An 18,018-nucleotide genomic window follows, 5' to 3' on the forward strand; every position below is an offset into this window, starting at 1 on the left:
GGGTGTCCGTCCTCGGTCCGGCCGCCCGTCCCCGACGAACGGCGCCGTTGCCCGGTGCCGGACGCTGCGGGCGGACACCCCCCACCCCGGCCCCTCACCGCCGTACGCGGGTGCACCGACATCGTGGCGCGCGCGGTGCGGTGCCGCCCGCACCGTTTCAGCCGTCACCGAACCGTGACAATCGCCTCCGACCTGCGTCGGCGTACTCGCTGCCATCGGGTCCGCACTCCGTGTATACACGGGGCGTATACACGGTGTGTAGAGTCGAGGGCATGTCCATCGGTCACACCCTTCTGGGGCTCCTGGAGTCCGGTCCGCGGCACGGATACGACCTCAAGCGGGCCTTCGACGAGAAGTTCGGTCACGACCGGCCGCTGCACTACGGCCAGGTCTACTCGACGATGTCCCGCCTGCTGAAGAACGGTCTCGTCGAGGTCGACGGCATCGAGGCCGGCGGCGGCCCCGAGCGCAAGCGGTACGCCATCACCGAGGCCGGTATCACCGACGTCGAGCGGTGGCTCGCGACGCCGGAGAAGCCCGAGCCGTATCTCCAGTCGACGCTGTACACCAAGGTCGTCCTCGCGCTGCTCACCCACCGCGACGCCGCCGACATCCTCGACACGCAACGCTCCGAGCACCTGCGCAGCATGCGCATCCTCACGGAGCGCAAGCGCAAGGGTGATCTGGCGGATCAGCTGATCTGCGACCACGCCCTGTTCCACCTGGAGGCCGACCTGCGCTGGCTCGAGCTGACCGCCGCCCGTCTGGACAAGCTGCGTCAGGCGGTGGTGGCCCAGTGAACGCCCCCGCCGGTTCCCTGCTCGCCGCCGACCAGCTGCGCAAGGTCTACGGCCCCACCGTCGCTCTGGACGGCGCCTCGTTCTCCATCCATCCCGGTGAGGTCGTCGCCGTCATGGGCCCCTCCGGCTCCGGTAAGTCGACGTTGCTGCACTGCCTCGCCGGTATCGTCCCGCCCGACGCCGGCACGATCACCTACGCCGGGCGCGAGCTGTCGGCGATGAGTGACGCCCAGCGCAGCGCGCTGCGCCGCAGTGAGTTCGGGTTCGTCTTCCAGTTCGGCCAGCTCGTGCCCGAGCTGACGTGCGTCGAGAACGTCGCCCTGCCGCTGCGGCTCAACGGCACCTCCCGCAAGGAGGCCGAGCAGGCCGCCCTCGGGTGGATGGAGCGGCTCGAGGTCGACGATCTGAGGAAGAAGCGGCCCGGCGAGGTGTCCGGTGGGCAGGGGCAGCGCGTCGCCGTCGCCCGTGCGCTGGTCACCAACCCCCGTGTCGTCTTCGCCGACGAACCCACCGGCGCCCTGGACTCCCTCAACGGCGAGCGCGTCATGGAGCTGCTGACCGACGCGGCCCGTTCGGCCAACGCCGCCGTCGTCCTCGTCACGCACGAGGCCCGGGTGGCCGCCTACTCCGACCGCGAGGTCGTCGTCCGCGACGGCAAGTCCCGCGACATGGAGCGCGCGGTATGAGCCTGCGGCAGTGGGCCAGGGATCTGGCCATGGGGGTGCGGTTCGCCTACAGCGGCGGGCGCGAGGGATGGATCCGGGCCGTGCTGACGGCCGTGGGCGTCGGACTGGGCGTGGCCCTGCTCCTGCTCACCACCGCCATCCCGAGCGCCCTGGCCGTACGTCACGAGCGCAGCGAGGCGCGTGCCAGCCTCTACACCGGTGAGGGCGTCAAGAAGTCGGACCGCTCCCTCGTGGTGGCGGACGCCGGGACGTCGTTCCGGGACAAGGACGTGCTGGGGCGCGCGGTGCAGCCGGAGGGCCCGCACGCGCCGCTGCCGCCCGGCGTGGACGCCTTCCCGGGCAAGGGCGAGATGGTGGTCTCCCCCGCGCTGAAGAGGCTGCTCGAGTCCGACGACGGCCGGCTGCTGCGGGAGCGGCTGCCGGAGCGGATCACCGGGACCATAGGCGAGAGCGGGCTGCTCGGACCGGCCGAACTGCTCTTCTACCGCGGCGCGGAGGGGCTCTCGTCCCAGGTCGACGGCGGCCGGGTGACGCGACTCGAACACTTCGGCAACCCCAACGCCACCGCCGAGCGGATGGACCCGGTCCTGCTGCTGCTCGTCCTCGTCATCTTCCTCATCCTGCTGATGCCGGTGGCCGTGTTCATCGCCGCGGCCGTGCGCTTCGGCGGCGAGCAGCGCGACCGGCGGCTGGCCGCGCTGCGGCTGGTCGGCTCCGACAGCGGCATGACCCGGCGCATCGCGGCCGGTGAGGCGCTCGGCGGCGCCCTGCTCGGACTGGTCCTCGGCAGCGGCTTCTTCGTACTCGGCAGGCAGTTGGCCGGGACCTTCGACGTGCTGGACATCAGCGTCTTCCCCAGCTCCCTCAACCCCACCCCGCTGCTCGCCGTGCTGGTGGCCGTCGCGGTGCCCGCGGCCGCGATCCTGGTCACGCTGTTCGCGCTGCGCGGGGTCGTCATCGAACCGCTGGGCGTGATCCGCACGGCGAAGCCCGCGCGGCGCAGGCTGTGGTGGCGGCTGCTGCTGCCGCTGGCCGGCCTCGCGATGCTCTACCCGATGGTCGGTCAGGGCCGTTCGAACGGGGACTTCAACCAGTACCTGGTCTCGGGCGGCGTGCTGCTGCTTCTGGTCGGCGTGACCGCACTGCTGCCGTGGGTGGTGGAGACGGTCGTCGCCCGCCTCGGCTCCGGTGGCATCGCCTGGCAACTGGCCGTCCGCCGCCTGCAGCTGAGCAGCGGCACCGCGGCCCGGATGGTCAACGGGATCGCCGTGGCAGTGGCCGGGGCGATCGCTCTGCAGATGCTGTTCGCGGGCGTCGAGGGTGACTACACCCGCTCCTCCGGCAAGGACGTGACGCGGGCTCAGATGCAGGTGACGCTGCCGGCCGGCGACGCGCTCGGGGATACGGCGCAGAAGTTCCGGCGGACCCGAGGAGTGAGCCAGGTGACCGCGCTGTCCCAGGTCTCCGTCGGCGACGGACGCAAGGAGCCCGGGCTGGGCAGCGAGCTGATGGTCGGCGACTGCGCGGCCCTGCGGGAGCTGGCCGCGCTGCCGTCCTGCCGCGACGGCGACGTCTTCGCCCTGCGGGGCGGCGAGTACGAGGACGGGCAGACGGCCAAGCTCGCCCACCCCGGCACCATGCTGTACATCGATCCGTCCTACCCCGACACACCCGGCCGGGAGGTCCCCTGGCACGTCCCGGCGAACCTGAAGCAGGCCGACTCGGTCAAGGACCCGAACGGCATCAAGCGCTCCGGCTTCCTGCTCACGCCGAGCGCCCTGCCCCGGCGGGCGGCACCGGCGCTGACCGGACAGCTCTTCCTCGGCCTCGACCATTCGGTGCCGGACGCCGTGGAGTACGCCCGCAACACCGCGGCCCGAGTCGACCCCAGGGCCGACGCGATGCTGTGGTCGGCGACCCTGCAGTCCCCGAAGTTCGCCGCCATCCGCACCGGCCTCTTCGTCGGCGCGACCTGTGTACTGGCCCTGATCGGGGCGAGCCTGCTGGTCTCCCAGCTGGAGCAGCTGCGCGAACGCCGCAAACTGCTGTCGTCCCTGGTCGCCTTCGGCACCCGGCGCCGCACCCTCGGCCTGTCGGTCCTGTGGCAGACGGCGATCCCGATCGCCCTCGGCCTCCTGCTGGCCGCGGCGGTGGGCATGACCCTGGGCGCGGTCCTGCTCCGCATGACGGCCACCCCGATCCACGTGGACTGGCCGAGCGTCCTGTCGATGACCGGCGTGGGCGCGGCCATCGTCCTCGCCGTGACCCTCCTCAGCCTCCCTCCCCTGCTGAAGCTGATGCGCCCGGAGGGCCTGCGCACGGAGTAGCCGCCAACGGCGGGAAGGGGACGGGGTGGGGGGTGTCCGCCCGCAGCGTCCGGCACCGGGCAACAGCACCGGTGTCGGAAACGGGCGGCCGGACCGAGGACGGACACCCCCGACCCCGGCCCCGCCCCACAACGCACCGCAGGCGCGACACCAGCCACTCACCGGTCCGCAACGGGCCGCCGCAGGCACAAAAAGGGGCGCGGGGAACGGCGCGACCAGCCACAACGAAACCCGCACAGGCCGCCGCAGGCAACCGCGACCGGCCACAACGAAACCCGCACACGACAACGCACCCAGCGCCGCAGGCACCCGCGGGGAACGGCGACCAGTCACAACGCACCCGCACAGGCCGCCGCAGGCAACCGCGACCGGCCACAACGAAACCCGCACACGACAACGCACCCAGCGCCGCAGGCACCCGCGGGGAACGGCGACCAGTCACAACGCACCCGCACAGGCCGCCGCAGGCAACGGCGACCAGCCACAACGCACCCGCACACGACAACGCACCCCGCGCCGCAGGCACAACGCACCCAGCGCCGCACGCACCCGCACACGCCTACCCCTCGCCGGAAACCACCCGCACCGGCAACGCCCCCAGAGCCTCCCGCAACGCCCCGGCCAACTCCCCGTACTCCGCGGAGCGAGCCGCTCCGACCCGCATCGCCAACGCGACGCGACGCGTGGGCGCCGGAGCCGCGAAGTACCCCGTGAGCAGCTGACTGCTCCGCGCCGTCTCCAGCTTCAACGCCGTCCGCGGCAGCAGCGTGCAGCCCAGCCCGCCGGCGACCAGCTGCACCAGCGTGGACAGCCCCGCCGCCGTGGTCGTCACCGGCGCGTCCTCGCGCCCCGCCTCGCGGCATATGTCGAGCGCCTGGTCCCGCAGACAGTGCCCCTCGTCCAGCAGCAGCAGGTTCAGCTCCTTCAGCGCCTCCCGGGGAATCCCCTCGCGCCCGCCGAGCCCGTGGTCCATGGGCGTGACCAGCACGAAGTCCTCGTCGAACAGGGGCAGTTCGACCACCCCGGGCACCCCGAGCGGCACGGCGAGCAGCAGCAGGTCCAGCCGCCCCGAGTTGAGCCCCTCCACCAGGGAAGCGGTCTGCTCCTCGTGGACGTGGAGGTCCAGCGCGGGGTACCGCTCGTGCACCAGCCGCAGCACCGTCGGCAGCAGATACGGTGCGACCGTCGGGATCACCCCGAGCCGCAGCACCCCGGTGAACGGTGCCCGCACCGCCTCGGCCTCCTCCAGCAGCGACCCGACCGCCTCGAGTACGGCCTTGGCGCGCACCGCGAGCCGTTCACCGGCCGGCGAGAGCAGTACCTTGCGCGTCGTACGCTCGAGGAGGGTGACACCAAGTGTCTCCTCCAACGCCGACACCGCACCGGAGAGCGCCGGCTGGCTCATCCCGATCGCCGCCGCGGCATCACGGAAGTGCAGATGCTCGGCGACCGCCGCGAACGCCCGCAGCTGCGCCAAGCTGGGCTGTTTCCGTTTGCCGCCGGTCCCGCCGGTCACACTCGCGACACCCACTGATAGCTCCCTCCGATCAACCCGACCGAGTGTAGCTATTTCCGTAATCAATGCACGGTGTGCCAACATCAACAGCGTCCAACCCATGGGAAACACCCTCAAAAGGGGTTTTTCTTCGCTGCAAGGAGAGCGTGTGCTCACTGTCGGTGACAAGTTCCCCGAGTTCGAACTGACCGCCTGCGTCTCGCTGGAGAAGGGCAAGGAGTTCGACACGATCAACCACAAGACCTACGAGGGCAAGTGGAAGGTCGTCTTTGCGTGGCCCAAGGACTTCACCTTCGTGTGCCCGACCGAGATCGCCGCGTTCGGCAAGCTGAACGACGAGTTCGCCGACCGCGACGCGCAGATCCTCGGCTTCTCCGGTGACTCCGAGTTCGTCCACCACGCCTGGCGCAAGGACCACCCGGACCTGACGGACCTGCCGTTCCCGATGATGGCCGACTCCAAGCACGAGCTGATGCGCGACCTCGGCATCGAGGGCGAGGACGGCTTCGCCCAGCGCGCCGTCTTCGTCGTCGACCCGAACAACGAGATCCAGTTCACCATGGTGACCGCGGGCTCCGTCGGCCGGAACCCGAAGGAGGTCCTGCGGGTACTGGACGCCCTGCAGACCGACGAGCTGTGCCCGTGCAACTGGAGCAAGGGCGACGAGACCCTGGACCCGGTCAAGCTGCTGGCTGGTGAGTGAGGCATGTCCCTCGACTCCCTGAAGTCCCGCGTCCCGGACTACGCCAAGGACCTGAAGCTCAACCTGGGCTCGGTCATCGGCAACTCGGACCTGCCCGCACAGCAGCTGTGGGGCACGGTGCTGGCGACCGCCATCGCCTCGCGCTCCCCGATCGTGCTGCGTGAGCTGGAGCCGGAGGCGAAGGCGAACCTGACGCCGGAGGCGTACCAGGCCGCGAAGGCGGCCGCCGCCGTCATGGCGATGAACAACGTCTTCTACCGCACCCGCCACCTGCTGTCGGACCACGAGTACGGCAACCTGCGCGCGGGCCTGCGGATGAACGTCATCGGCAACCCGGGTGTCGACAAGACCGACTTCGAGCTGTGGTCCTTCGCGGTCTCCGCGATCAACGGCTGCGGCATGTGCCTCGACTCGCACGAGCAGGTGCTGCGCAAGGCCGGTGTCGAGCGCGAGGTCGTCCAGGAGGCCTTCAAGATCGCCTCGGTCGTGCAGGCCGTCGGCGTGACGCTGGAGGCGGAGGCGGTCCTGGCCGAGTAGGGCCCGGGCTGCGCATGCCGAGAAGGCCCCGTCCACCGTGTGGTGGGCGGGGCCTTCGTCTGCGGGGGACCCATCGGGCGGGCGGCTCGGGCCGAGCACGGGGCTCAGGCCGAGCGCGCCACCGCGGGCTGCGGCTCAGGCCGACGGCGTCTCGCCCGCGGGTTCCGGCGTGGCGGCCGGCTCCGCAGCCGCCTTCGCCGCCGCCACGTCCGACGCCGTCGCTCCGCGCGGCCGCGGCGTGTGCCGGGTCGCCGCCTCGTGCGAGTACGCCCGCAGATAGCCCGCGACCGTGTTGGTCACCGCCACCAGCGGCACCGCCACCACCGCGCCGCCGATCCCGGCGATCATGCCGCCGGCCGCCACCGACAGCACCACCGCGAGCGGATGCACCCGCACGGCCCGCCCGAGGATGAACGGCTGCAGGATGTGCCCCTCGATCTGCTGCACGGCGAGCACGACGACCAGGACCATCACGGCCGTGAACACGCCCTGCGTGACGAGCGCCACCACGACCGCGAGCGCGCCCGAGACGACCGCGCCGACGAGCGGGATGAAGGCGAACAGGAAGATGAACACCGCGAGCGGCACGGCCATCGGCACGTTGAGGAAGTAGATGCCGAGGCCGATGAAGATCGCGTCGATGAGGGCGACGATCACCGTGCCGCGCACGTAGGCGGTGAGGGTGCGCCAGGCGCGCGGGCCGGCGCCGGCGACCCCCGGGCGCGCGGCGGCCGGGACCAGCTTCAGGGTCCACTCCCAGATGCGGCGGCCGTCGTAGAGCAGGAACAGCGTGGAGAAGACGGTCAGCAGGATGCCGGTGAGGGCCTCCACGACCACCTGCACACCCTCCAGTCCGGCCGAGGTGATCTGGTCGGTGTTGGCGCCGATCGCCTCACGCAGGTTCTTGGCGATCTGGTTGATCTGCTTGTCGGTGACGTGGAACGGGCTGTTGAGCAGCCATTTGCGCAGCTCGTCGATGCCGTCCTGGATCTGGCTGGAGAGGTTGTCGATGTTCTCCATGACCTGCCAGCTCACGAACCAGCCGATCAGCCCCATCACGACGAAGCCGAAGATCGCCGTCATCGCCGTGGCGAGGCCGCGCGGCACGCCCATGCGGGTCAGCCGCGCCACCGACGGCTGGAGCAGCGCGGTGATGAGCAGCGCGGTGACGAAGGCGAGGACGACGAGCTGGACGGCGCTGATGACCCGCATCAGCACCCAGAGCGTACCCGCCAGTATCAGCAGCCGCCAGCCGGCCTCGGCCGCGACGCGGACGCCCCAGGGGACGGCCTGCGCCGGGTCCGGGCGGGCCGGGACCGCGGGCGCGTAGTCGGGGGGCGGTGGTACGTGCTCGGGCGGTACGACGTCCTCGTGTTCGGCGTCTTCGCGCTCGAACTCGGCGCGGCGCTCGTCGAGCCGTTCACTTATCCCGGTCAGTCCGGCGCCGAGCCGACCGAGCCACCCTGGCACTCGCGACATGATCCGTCCTCTTCCCCCGTCTCTCCTCACCACTCCCCCCTGGAGCCGTCGCGTACGACCGTACAGGGCGAAAGCCCCTCCCCCTAGGACGGGGAGGGGCTGCGCGAGGTTGAGCGAGAGCGCCGGTGGGCCGGGGTGGGCCTAATACCAGTGGTTGGCCTGCCAGAACGACCACGCGTCGCACGGGCTGCCGTACCGGCTGTTCATGTAGTTCAGGCCCCACTTGATCTGGGTGGCCGGGTTGGTCTGCCAGTCGGCGCCGACGGACGACATCTTGGAGCCGGGAAGAGCCTGGAAGAGACCGTAGGCACCGGAGGAGGCGTTGACGGCACGGTAGTTCCAGCTGGACTCGTGGTCCACGATGTTGCTGAAGCACTGGAACTGGCCGCCGCCGACCATCTGACGCGCCATCGCCTGGATCTGCGCGACGGTGTAGGAGCTCTGGACGGCGAAGCTGGAGGCGTCCCGGGTGGCGCTGCGGCTGGCGGCCTTCTTGGCCTCCTCGCGCTCCTTGGCTTCCTTCGCCGCCTTCTCGGCGGCTTCCTTCTTCGCGATCGCGGTCTCGGCGGCTGCCTTGCGGGCCGCCTCTTCGGCGGTCTTCTTGGCGCTCGCGTCCGCGGCGATGGCCTGTGCGTCGGCCTGCTGCGCGAGGGACGCGGTCTGCACCTGGGCCTGCTGACCCGCGGGTATGTCCGCGAGAAGCGTGACGTCGGATGCCGTCGCCTCGGCGTCGTTGGGCTGCGCGGTGCTGCCCGAGGCAACGCCGACGACGCTTCCGACAGCGGTGACCGCGGTGGCAGAGGCCACTGCGAATCCCCGGACCGAAATCCGGCTCACACGGTTTCCTTCCAGCATCGCCCGCTTCGGTGACCCTGGCGGACGCAATCGTGCCCCTGAACACTGGCCTCCCCAACTGCGGGGTCACGGGAGGCGCGGGCCCGGTGGGCAACTCCCTGCTCGGGAGCGCCGCGTGGTGCTCGGGCGGCATACGACGGCTGCTATGGAGTTGGTGTTCCTGCTGTGGTGCCATACCGCTGGGGGTACAGGTGTGTCGTATGCGGGGCCTGACAGGAGTGAGACTCTGCCGTAACCCGGCGCCGCACCGCAATTCCGAGTTGCGTGTGAAAGCTCACATCCCGTTTGAGCCCGGGGATTTCATCGAACGCCCACATACGGCGGCGCCGCCCCGCTAGGCTCTTCACCTTTGCGGGACGGCGCCAACGTCCGGGAATTCCGGATCAGATGCTGCTGTCCTCCAGCATTTCGGTCACAAGCGCCGCGATCTGGGACCTCTCGGACCGGTTCAGCGTGACGTGCGCGAAGAGCGGATGCCCCTTCAGCTTTTCCACGACGGCGACGACACCGTCGTAGCGCCCGACCCGCAGATTGTCCCGCTGTGCGACGTCATGGGTCAGAACGACCCGGGAATTCGCCCCGATCCGGGACAACACGGTCAGCAGGACGTTCCGTTCGAGCGACTGGGCCTCGTCGACGATGACGAACGCGTCGTGCAGCGAGCGGCCGCGGATGTGGGTGAGCGGCAGGACCTCCAGCATCCCGCGCGCGGTGACCTCCTCGATGACCTCGCGCGAGGTGACCGCCGAGAGCGTGTCGAAGACCGCCTGCGCCCACGGGCTCATCTTCTCCGCCTCGGAGCCGGGCAGATAGCCCAGTTCCTGGCCGCCGACCGCGTACAGCGGGCGGAAGACCATCACCTTCTGGTGCTGGCGGCGTTCCAGGACCGCCTCCAGGCCGGCGCACAGCGCGAGCGCCGACTTGCCGGTACCGGCCCGGCCGCCCATGGACACGATCCCGACGTCCGGGTCGAGCAGCAGGTCCAGCGCGATGCGCTGCTCGGCGCTGCGGCCCTTGATGCCGAACGCCTCCCGGTCGCCGCGCACCAGGCGGACGTTGCCCTCCGGCGTGACGCGGCCGAGGGCCTTGCCGCGCTCGGAGTGGATGGTCAGCCCCGTGTGCACGGGCAGGTCGGTCGCCTGCGGGACGTACAGGTGCCCTTCCTCGAAGAGGATGTCCACCTGTTCGGCCGGAAGGGTGAGTTCGCTCATCCCGGTCCAGCCGGAGTTCTCCGTGATGGCCAGTTCGGCCCGGTACTCCTCGGCGAGCAGGCCCACCGAGGACGCCTTGATCCGCAGCGGGAGGTCCTTCGAGACGACGGTGACGTCGAACCCCTCGGCCTGGAGGTTGCGTGCGACCGCGAGGATGCGGGAGTCGTTGTCCCCCAGGCGGTAGCCACTGGGCAGCACGCTGGGGTCCGAGTGGTTGAGCTCGACCCGTACGGTCCCGCCGAGATCCCCGGTCGGAATGGGGGCATCGAGGCGGCCGTGCCGTACCCGGAGGTCGTCGAGCAGGCGCAGCGCCTGCCGGGCGAAATACCCGAGTTCGGGATGGTGCCGCTTGGCCTCCAGCTCCGTGACCACGACGATGGGGAGCACGACCTCGTGCTCGTCGAAGCGGCTCAAGGCGTTCGGGTCGGCCAGCAGGACGCTGGTGTCGAGAACGTAGGTGCGCCGGTCTGGCTTGGGGCGCTTTGTGCTGGTCACCACGGAAGGACGTACCCCCTCGGATGAGGTCGGGGAGCGACGAAGTGGAGCTGGGCCGGTGGCTCGCCCTCGCATGCGGCGGGCCGTGAACCGGCCCTCCGCGGCTGCTTCCGCGCGGTGGCCGCACGGTCGGGCTGGTGCAAAGGGCCTCCCGGGCGGACGGCCCCGTGCCGTCCGCTGAGATCCGACGCCCGTGGTTCGGGTGTCGACCTGCTTGCCTTATGCCCTCGAAAATGCGCCGCCATGCCACAAGGCAGGGCGGCGCAGCGGTGAACTCCGTGTTACTTCCGCGTGGAACGGGGTACACGGGGAGTTTCCCCGGGGGGTCGGCGGCGTGTTGCCGTGTCAGCCGCCGTAACGGCGGTGGCGGGCCGCGTAGTCGCGCAGGGCGCGCAGGAAGTCGACCTTGCGGAAGGCCGGCCAGAAGACCTCGCAGAAGTAGTACTCGGAGTGCGCGGTCTGCCACAGCATGAAACCGGACAGCCTCTGCTCTCCGCTGGTGCGGATGACGAGGTCGGGGTCGGGCTGGGCGCTGGTGTACAGATGACGGCCGATCATGTCGACGTCGACCTGCTCGGCGAGGTCGTCCATCGCCACGCCCCGCTCGTGGGCGTCGAACAGCATGGAGCGGACGGCGTCGGCGATCTCCTGGCGGCCGCCGTAGCCGATGGCGACGTTGACCACTATTCCCTCGACGTGCGCGGTGGTCTCCTCGGCCTCCTTCAGGGTGCGCTGCATGCCGGCCGGGAGGATGTCGGGCGTGCCGACGTGGTGCACGCGCCAGCGGCCGTCGGCGGCGAGGGTGCGCACGACGCCCTCGATGATGCCGAGCAGCGGGCGGAGCTCGTCCTCCGGGCGGGTGAGGTTGTCCGTCGACAGCAGCCAGAGGGTGACCACCTCGACGTCGGTCTCGCTGCACCAGCCGAGGAACTCCTCGATCTTGTCCGCCCCGGCCTGGTGGCCCTGCGCGGTGGTGGAGCCCGCGGCCTTCGCCCAGCGCCGGTTGCCGTCCATGATGACGCCGATGTGCTTGGGCACCTGAGCGTGGTCCAGGTGGCCTTCCACCCGCCGCGCGTACAGCTTGACGAGCAGGCCGCGCAGCTTGTCGCGCAGGTTCACGTGATTGTCAGCCCCTCCGGTGCGGATCGGACATGCGCGCCGGGCTCGGCCGGGCGCGGCACCTGTCCGTATGGCGGTCCCCGATGGCGAAGCCTACCCCCGTCGGCGTGGGGGACCGCCAACGGGTGTCAGGCGTACGGCGGCTGCGGAGGCACCGCGGGGGTGCGCGGCCGCCCGAACCACTGGCTCGCGGAACGCCGGCCGAGCAGCACGATGACGGCGATGGCGCCGCCGAACGGGACGACGGCGCCGGGCGTGCCGTTCGCCGTGGCGCCGAGGGCGATCACGATCTGCACGCCGGCCAGCACGATGGAAGTGATCCGCACGCCGTTGCCGGCCTTCGGATAGAGGAACGCCAGCACGAACAGCACGCAGGCGGGAAGGAACGGCGCGAAGACCCGCCCCGCCGCGTAGGCGCTGACGAGGGCACCGGCGAGGACGGCGAAGAGGACACCGAGGCCGCCCATGACGAAGTTCAGCACCTGTGCGCCCCGGACGGCATGGGGCATGGCGTACGGCACAGGCGGGCCGTAGGGATGGCCATACGGCATGCCCGGGCCGCCGTAGGGGCCGGGCGCGGGGGTGGGGCCGACGTACGGGCCGGGCGCCTGGGCGGGGCCGCCGTAGGGGCCGGGGGTGACGGGCGCACCGTAGGGGCCGGGCTGGGGCGGGTGGCCGTAGGAGCCCGGCGGGGCGGGGTGGCCGTACGGGCCGGGCGGTGTCGGATGATCGTTCGACATGGGCCGGACTCTAGCCAGCCGGCGACGAAGGGGAAAAGAAGAACGGGCCGGTCCGTGGGGGGGAGACGGACCGGCCCGAGGGGGGGGTTTCCACCATAACCCTTCGTAAGGGCAGGTGTGTGCATCGGCGTGCCACAACTACTCTCCGGATCCGCCCGGCAACAGCCCGCTGGCGGAAGAAGGCGTGGTGGGCGCGGTTTCGGGGCGATGGGGAACATCCCTGCGGCCGTCCCTCCGATGGGCGACCCGACGCGTCCGCGCCCTTGACGGCGCCGGTACCGCGCAGCCCCCTCCACTGCGCGGTACCGCCCGCGCAGCTTTGCTCACGCGAATCGCCTTGGTCTGAACCTATGTGAGGCAGCCGGGTGAATGCGAGCCGATCGCGATAACGATGTGGAAACCGTGTGAGGGAAGTGACGTCAGTGACTCGGTTTGCGTGCGTCGAAGAGGTGCCGGCTGCTGTGCGCGACGAAAGGCCCCTCGGCCTGGATCCGCGCGTGCAGGGCGCGCAACTGCGGCTCGTACGCCTCCACGGTGAAACCGGGGACCATCCAGACCACCTTGCGCAGGAAGTGCACGACGGCCCCGATGTCGTGGAACTCCATCCGCAGCCGCTCGGCGCGCAGGTCCACGATCTCCAGCCCCGCGGCTTCCGCGTCGGCGCGCTCGCGCTCCGGGTCCCGGCCGCGGCGCGTCCGCTCCGGCTGCGGACCGAGGAAGTACTCGACGAGTTCGAAGACGCTGCTCGGACCGACGTGCTGCGCGAAGTACGTGCCGCCGGGTTCCAGGACGCGCGCGATCTCCGCCCAGTGCGGCCGCACCGGATGCCGGCTGACGACGAGGTCGAAGGCCGCGTCGGCGAACGGCAGCGGCGCCTCGTCCGGTGAGGCGACCACCGCGACGCCGCGCGGGCGCAGCAGCGCGGTCGCCTTGGCGACGTTCGGCGGCCAGCCCTCGGTGGCGACGACGAGGGACGGGGCGGTGACCGCGCGTCCGAGGGCGAAGTCGAGCACTTCCCCTCCCCCGGTCTGCAGGTCGAGGACGGCGGTGGCCGAGCCGAGCCGCCCGGCCATCGACGTGGCGTACCCCCAGGACGGCCGTGCCTCGGTGGCCCGCCCCTCGAACCAGGAGAAGTCCCAGCCCTCGGTGGGTGCGGCGACCGCCTCGGCGACGAGGTCTTCGAAGGTACGGCCGGGCGGGTGAGCGTTCATGCGGACCATGATCGCAGGGCGTTGTCAGTGACCGCTGTTAATTTCGGCGGTATGGCGAACGACGAGACGAGTGACGCGAGCGCGGGAATGCCCTACGCGGGCGGCGAGAAGGAGACACTCCGGGCGAGCCTGGACCGGCACCGGGACGCGGTGCTGTGGAAACTGCGGGGGCTGGACGAGGAGCGGCTGCGCCGCCCCATGACACCCACCGGCACCAACCTGCTCGGGCTGGTCAAACACCTGGCCTCGGTGGAGTACGGCTGGTTCGTCGGCACGTTCGGCCGAGAGGTGGAACCGCTGTGGTTCGACCCGTACTCGGACGAGGACATGCACGCGTCCGACGACGAGACGGCGGAACAGATCGTCGCCTTCTACGGTCGTGCCCGCACCGCCGCCGACCGCACGATCACCGAACTCCCGCTGGACGCGGTGGGACACCCGGCGTGGCACAAGGACCGCGAGGTGTCCCTGCGCTGGGTGCTGGTCCACATGATCGAGGAGACGGCACGGCACGCGGGCCACATGGACATCGTGCGGGAGCTGATCGACGGGGCGACGGGCGACCATCCGACGGGGTGACGGGCCACCGGCCGGCGGGGTGACGGGCCACCGGCTGGTGGGGGGGACGGGCCACCGGATGGTGGCGGAACGGCCGTCGGCCGGCGGCGTGACGGGTGACCGGTCGGCGAGGTGACGGGTGACCGGTCGGCGGCGTGACGGATGACAAGCGGCCAGTGTGCCGGTGACCGGCCGGCGGCGTGCGTGCGACCGGTGGTGGGCGGCACGAGTGCGACCGATGGGCCGCGTGCGTGCGACCGGTGGTGGGCGGCACGAGTGCGACCGATGGGCGGCGTGCCTGCGACCGGTAGGCGGCGTGACTGCGACCGGTGGGCGGCGTGACGGTGGCCGCGGCCGCCGTCACGCCAGCAGGGGCCGCACCTGTTCGGCGGCGAACCGGACGAACCCCTCCGGGTCGGGCTCGTCCGCCGTCGGCTGCAGTACGACGGTGTCGGCGCCGGCCGCGGCGAACTCCTGGACGGCCTTGGCGACGGCCTCGGCGTCCCCGGCGACCCCGAGGCCGGGGACGTCCGTGAGGCCCTCGGCGGCGAGTTCGGCGCGCAGCCGGGCCTGGGCGTCGGGCCCGGTGGCGGCGAGGAGATAGACGACGATCCGGTGCGGGTCGCCGAGCCGCCCGGCCGCCTCGCGTCCCTCGTCGACGATGCGGCGCGCCCGCCGCACGGCGTCGGCCGAGTTGTTCATCGTCAGCAGCGTGCCGTCGGCGGCCTCGCCGGACAGCCGCAGGGAGCGCGGTCCGGTGACGCCGGCGAGCACCGGCACCGGGGCCGGCGGCGGCCAGTCGAGCGCGACGTCGTCGAGGCGGACGTAGCGGCCCTCGGTGCTGAGCCGCTCACCCGCCAGCAGGGCGCGCAGGGCGAGCAGATACTCACGCAGCAGCGTCAGGGGCGACGCGGCGCGCGCCCCGACCTGCCCCATCCAGTCCTGCACGCCGTGCCCGACGGTGAGGATCGAGCGGCCGGGGAACATGCGCTCCAGCGAGGCGGCCTCCATGGCCGTGACGGCGACGTTGCGCAGCGGGACGGGCAGCAGCCCGATCCCGACCCGCACCCGCTCGGTCCAGGCCAGCGCGGCGGCGGCCGTGGACACCCCGCCCTCCAGGAAGCAGTCCTCCCACAACCACAACTCCTCCAGCCCCGCCGCATCCGCTCCCCGGGCAACGGCACGCAGCCGCTCGGGCGGAAGCTGAGGACGGAAGACGACGCCGAGTGCAGTCATGGGGGGTTCTTATCCTGGGGTGGGCGGGGGAGCAACTGCTTTACGGGAGCGAGCCGTTGGGTCGGTGACGGTCAGGCCGCAGCCGCCGCCCCGAGCAGCAGACCGGCCATCGCGCCGACGATCATGAACGGGCCGAACGGTATGGCGCTCTTGCGGTTCGCCCGCCTCAGCAGGAGGAGCCCTAGCCCGTACACGGCGCCGAGAAGGAAGCCCGCGAAGGCGCCCAGGAACAGGACGTCCCACCCGTACCAGCCGAGTGCCACGCCGAGGGGCACGGCCAGCTTCACGTCCCCGAAGCCCATCCCGTTCGGGTTGATCAGGAACAGCACGAAGTACACGCAGCCCAGCATCAGGCCGCCCAGCAGCGCGCGCGGCCAGGACCCGGTGCTGCCGGGCAGCAGCGCCACCAACCCGAGCAGCACCGGCACCCCTGCGGCCAGGGGCAGGGTCAGCCGGTCGGGAAGGCGGTGCACCCGCGCGTCCACCAGCGCCAGAAGCACCAGCGGTGGGGTCAGCAGCAGCCACACGGCGAGTTCCGGCCGGGTGCCTCCGGCCCGGGCGAGCGCGGCGCAGCAGAGGCCGGTGACCACGGCGGCCGGCCAGCCCGGCCGCTCTGCCGGCACGCAGGTCGCGCAGGACGTGGTGCCCACCCAGCCACGAGGTCCGGGGGCGAAGACATGCCCCTCCTGGCAGTTGAGGCGCCAGGCCTGTTCCGGCTCGACGGAGAACCGGTAGGCGGCGCGCAGGACGAACAGTCCGGCGACGGCTCCCCACAGGAGGCAGGCGGTCGACAAGGCGTACACGCGGCAGACGCTACGGCACGCCGGACGGGGGGTCATGGGCCCGTGGGCCCAGCGCGGAAGCGACCGGGCCCAGAGTCGGCCGGCGGTGTGCCGCGTCCTAGAGTGCGGCCATGACGACACGACCGAAGTGGCGGAACGGTACCGGGATCCTCGTCACCCCCGAGGCACCGGAGGTCCCCCTGGAGATCGTCACCACCTATCGGAAACGCGCCCGGGGCCTGCTCGGCCGTGACGGTGTCGACGGGGCGTTCCTCATCACTCCGTGCGCGAGCGTGCACACCTTCCGGATGCGCTTCGCCATCGATGTTGCCTACCTGGACCGGGACTTGAGGGTCGTGGCCGTGCACACCATGAAGCCGGGCCGCCTGAGCCTGCCCCGGCTCCGCGCACGCTCCGTTCTGGAGGCGGAGGCGGGTGCGATGGAGCGGTGGGGGGTGCGGCCGGGGACGCGACTGACCGTGCGCGTCTGAGGCGGCTCAGCGCGGCTCGCCGGCCACCTCGACGATCTCCCGGTCGCTGATCGCGGCCATGAGCACCAGCGGTGCGTCGCCATCGCTGTGGCCCACGGAGATGCCCACCCACCGGTCCGCACCGCCGGGCCCCTCCCGAACGGGGCCCCACACGGTCAGATCGCCGTAGTCGTCCGCGTCGCACAGGGCCTGGTGCAGTGGCGGCAACGGCTCGCCGGCCTGGTAGCGGAACAGCGCGCCGTGCATGGCGACGCGGCGGGGCGGTCCCCACCGGCGGGTGAGTTCCTCCGCCACCTCCCCGGTCCTGCGATCGGCGCCCCGCACGACGGCGTTCCAGTCCTCTCCGTGTACGCCGGTGAGGTGCCCGCTCTGCCAGAGGGGCACGAGCACAAATCCCTCACCGGTTTCCTTGGTCCGTTCCCCGGTGAGCGGGTCCTCCTCCACCACGCTCGGGCCCTGCGCCGGCAGGGGCTCCGCGAGCAGCGCCAGGATGGCCGCCACGGCCCTGGTGACGTCGAACCTGTCCGCGAACTGACGAGTCACCACACACTCCGGTCCATCGGCCTGGGCAGCGGCTGCAGCGCTCCCGCCTCACGCAGCCGCACGTTCACCTGGACCACCTTGTCCGTCTCCGTGGCGGGCGGAGCGACGGCGAGCAGCAGGCCGCCGGTAGGCAGCTCCGTACGGGTGACGTTGGGGAGGTCGGCGGGCACCAGCACCGCACGGCCCGGGGAGAGGTAGCCCAACCGGCCGACGGACGGGTCGCCGACACCGAAGCCCGCCTCGTCCTCCAGGGCGTCGAGGATGTCGTCGTCGGTCACGTCACCGAAGTCGGGCTCCCAGCTCTGCGCCACCAGGGAGAGCAGTTCCGCCTCGGGAATCGCGGCACCGTCGGGCGCCTCGATCTCGAGGATCAGGTTCTGCAGCACAAACTCGGGCGCTCCTCCGGCCGCGCCCCGGACGTCGGCTCGCCAGCCGGATCCGCCCCCGATGACCAGCGAGAGCCCGTAGCCCGTGCTCCCTGACCAGCCGTCCTCGGCCTGGGCCGACCGCAGCGCCGCGAGGATCGACTCCTCGTCGGCACGCAGAGCGGTGGCCGGCCCGGACTCGTGGATCTGCTGCCAGGTCCACGCCTCGCCCGACTCTGACGCGAGTGCCGGCAGCAGGGACGCCAGTCGGTCCAGCGTCCGCTTCCAGCGATCGGCCAATGCCTCGGCCGACTCCTCGCGAGGACCCCAGAAACCTCGCACCACGCGGCTCATGCTGTGCCTC

18 protein-coding genes are annotated in these 18,018 nt (G+C 71.5%); 7 read left to right on the forward strand and 11 right to left on the reverse strand.

Features of this window, described 5'->3' with window-relative positions; genetic code table 11:
• The first annotated feature begins 272 nt into the window (after positions 1–272).
• Genes ACZ67Q_RS09590 through ACZ67Q_RS09600 form a run of 3 tightly spaced genes read left to right on the forward strand, consistent with a single transcriptional unit; the run spans position 273 to position 3,813 of the window.
• Positions 273–800 carry a PadR family transcriptional regulator gene (locus ACZ67Q_RS09590; RefSeq protein WP_361634454.1) on the forward strand — a complete coding sequence of 176 codons (528 nt, stop codon included), beginning with the start codon at positions 273–275 and terminating at the stop codon, positions 798–800.
• A complete protein-coding gene (locus tag ACZ67Q_RS09595) occupies positions 797–1,486 on the forward strand; it encodes an ABC transporter ATP-binding protein (RefSeq protein ID WP_471178661.1) in 690 nt (229 codons plus the stop codon). Before ACZ67Q_RS09590 ends, ACZ67Q_RS09595 begins: the two co-directional genes overlap by 4 nt.
• Positions 1,483–3,813 carry an ABC transporter permease gene (locus ACZ67Q_RS09600; protein WP_471178664.1) on the forward strand — a complete coding sequence of 777 codons (2,331 nt, stop codon included), beginning with the start codon at positions 1,483–1,485 and terminating at the stop codon, positions 3,811–3,813. Before ACZ67Q_RS09595 ends, ACZ67Q_RS09600 begins: the two co-directional genes overlap by 4 nt.
• Positions 3,814–4,372: 559 nt before the next feature.
• Here the strand turns inward: ACZ67Q_RS09600 and ACZ67Q_RS09605 are convergent.
• The gene (locus ACZ67Q_RS09605; protein ID WP_471178667.1) at positions 4,373–5,290 is read right to left on the reverse strand and encodes a LysR substrate-binding domain-containing protein; all 918 of its coding nucleotides are present in this window, start codon (positions 5,288–5,290) and stop codon (positions 4,373–4,375) included.
• Between the two features lie 187 nt (positions 5,291–5,477).
• On the opposite strand from ACZ67Q_RS09605, the gene ACZ67Q_RS09610 reads away from it, so the two are divergent.
• Both ACZ67Q_RS09610 and ACZ67Q_RS09615 read left to right on the forward strand, forming a co-directional pair.
• Positions 5,478–6,032 (forward strand): peroxiredoxin, encoded by a 555-nt coding sequence (locus tag ACZ67Q_RS09610; protein WP_471178670.1) that lies wholly within the window; start codon positions 5,478–5,480, stop codon positions 6,030–6,032.
• A 3-nt stretch (positions 6,033–6,035) separates the two neighbouring features.
• Positions 6,036–6,569 carry an alkyl hydroperoxide reductase gene (locus ACZ67Q_RS09615; protein ID WP_469810294.1) on the forward strand — a complete coding sequence of 178 codons (534 nt, stop codon included), beginning with the start codon at positions 6,036–6,038 and terminating at the stop codon, positions 6,567–6,569.
• A 135-nt stretch (positions 6,570–6,704) separates the two neighbouring features.
• On the opposite strand, the gene ACZ67Q_RS09620 is transcribed toward ACZ67Q_RS09615, so the two are convergent.
• The 6 genes from ACZ67Q_RS09620 to ACZ67Q_RS09645 all read right to left on the reverse strand — a co-directional run bounded on the left by ACZ67Q_RS09620 (position 6,705) and on the right by ACZ67Q_RS09645 (position 13,679).
• Positions 6,705–8,048 carry an AI-2E family transporter gene (locus ACZ67Q_RS09620; protein WP_471178673.1) on the reverse strand — a complete coding sequence of 448 codons (1,344 nt, stop codon included), beginning with the start codon at positions 8,046–8,048 and terminating at the stop codon, positions 6,705–6,707.
• 141 nt (positions 8,049–8,189) lie between these two features.
• Positions 8,190–8,885 (reverse strand): aggregation-promoting factor C-terminal-like domain-containing protein, encoded by a 696-nt coding sequence (locus ACZ67Q_RS09625; RefSeq protein WP_471178676.1) that lies wholly within the window; start codon positions 8,883–8,885, stop codon positions 8,190–8,192.
• A 401-nt stretch (positions 8,886–9,286) separates the two neighbouring features.
• A complete protein-coding gene (locus ACZ67Q_RS09630) occupies positions 9,287–10,612 on the reverse strand; it encodes a PhoH family protein (RefSeq protein ID WP_471178679.1) in 1,326 nt (441 codons plus the stop codon).
• Between the two features lie 342 nt (positions 10,613–10,954).
• Complete coding sequence (locus ACZ67Q_RS09635) at positions 10,955–11,728, reverse strand: isoprenyl transferase (protein WP_361634430.1); 774 nt, start codon at positions 11,726–11,728, stop codon at positions 10,955–10,957.
• Between the two features lie 128 nt (positions 11,729–11,856).
• Positions 11,857–12,468, reverse strand: coding sequence for a hypothetical protein (locus ACZ67Q_RS09640; protein WP_471178683.1), 612 nt, complete (start codon positions 12,466–12,468; stop codon positions 11,857–11,859).
• Between the two features lie 419 nt (positions 12,469–12,887).
• The gene (locus tag ACZ67Q_RS09645; RefSeq protein WP_471178686.1) at positions 12,888–13,679 is read right to left on the reverse strand and encodes a class I SAM-dependent methyltransferase; all 792 of its coding nucleotides are present in this window, start codon (positions 13,677–13,679) and stop codon (positions 12,888–12,890) included.
• A 51-nt stretch (positions 13,680–13,730) separates the two neighbouring features.
• Here ACZ67Q_RS09645 and ACZ67Q_RS09650 point away from each other — a divergent pair, with 51 nt between their 5' ends.
• Entirely contained in the window at positions 13,731–14,258 is a 528-nt protein-coding gene (locus ACZ67Q_RS09650) for a DinB family protein (RefSeq protein WP_471178688.1), read from the forward strand.
• A 339-nt stretch (positions 14,259–14,597) separates the two neighbouring features.
• Here ACZ67Q_RS09650 and ACZ67Q_RS09655 read toward each other — a convergent pair whose 3' ends face one another.
• Entirely contained in the window at positions 14,598–15,473 is an 876-nt protein-coding gene (locus ACZ67Q_RS09655) for an LLM class flavin-dependent oxidoreductase (RefSeq protein ID WP_471178691.1), read from the reverse strand.
• A gap of 71 nt (positions 15,474–15,544) precedes the next feature.
• The gene (locus ACZ67Q_RS09660; RefSeq protein WP_471178694.1) at positions 15,545–16,312 is read right to left on the reverse strand and encodes a prepilin peptidase; all 768 of its coding nucleotides are present in this window, start codon (positions 16,310–16,312) and stop codon (positions 15,545–15,547) included.
• Between the two features lie 74 nt (positions 16,313–16,386).
• Between ACZ67Q_RS09660 and ACZ67Q_RS09665 the strand changes: the two genes are divergently transcribed.
• On the forward strand, positions 16,387–16,746 hold the full coding sequence (locus ACZ67Q_RS09665; RefSeq protein ID WP_471178696.1) for a DUF192 domain-containing protein: 360 nt from the start codon (positions 16,387–16,389) through the stop codon (positions 16,744–16,746).
• A 6-nt stretch (positions 16,747–16,752) separates the two neighbouring features.
• Here the strand turns inward: ACZ67Q_RS09665 and ACZ67Q_RS09670 are convergent, their stop codons facing one another.
• Both ACZ67Q_RS09670 and ACZ67Q_RS09675 read right to left on the reverse strand, forming a co-directional pair.
• Complete coding sequence (locus ACZ67Q_RS09670) at positions 16,753–17,289, reverse strand: hypothetical protein (RefSeq protein WP_471178699.1); 537 nt, start codon at positions 17,287–17,289, stop codon at positions 16,753–16,755.
• Positions 17,286–18,008: an Imm52 family immunity protein gene (locus ACZ67Q_RS09675; protein WP_471178702.1), complete on the reverse strand. Its 723-nt coding sequence runs from the start codon at positions 18,006–18,008 to the stop codon at positions 17,286–17,288. The genes ACZ67Q_RS09670 and ACZ67Q_RS09675 overlap by 4 nt, the downstream gene beginning before the upstream one ends.
• Between the last annotated feature and the right edge of the window lie 10 nt (positions 18,009–18,018).

This window comes from Streptomyces sp. NPDC036813 (assembly GCF_055609245.1).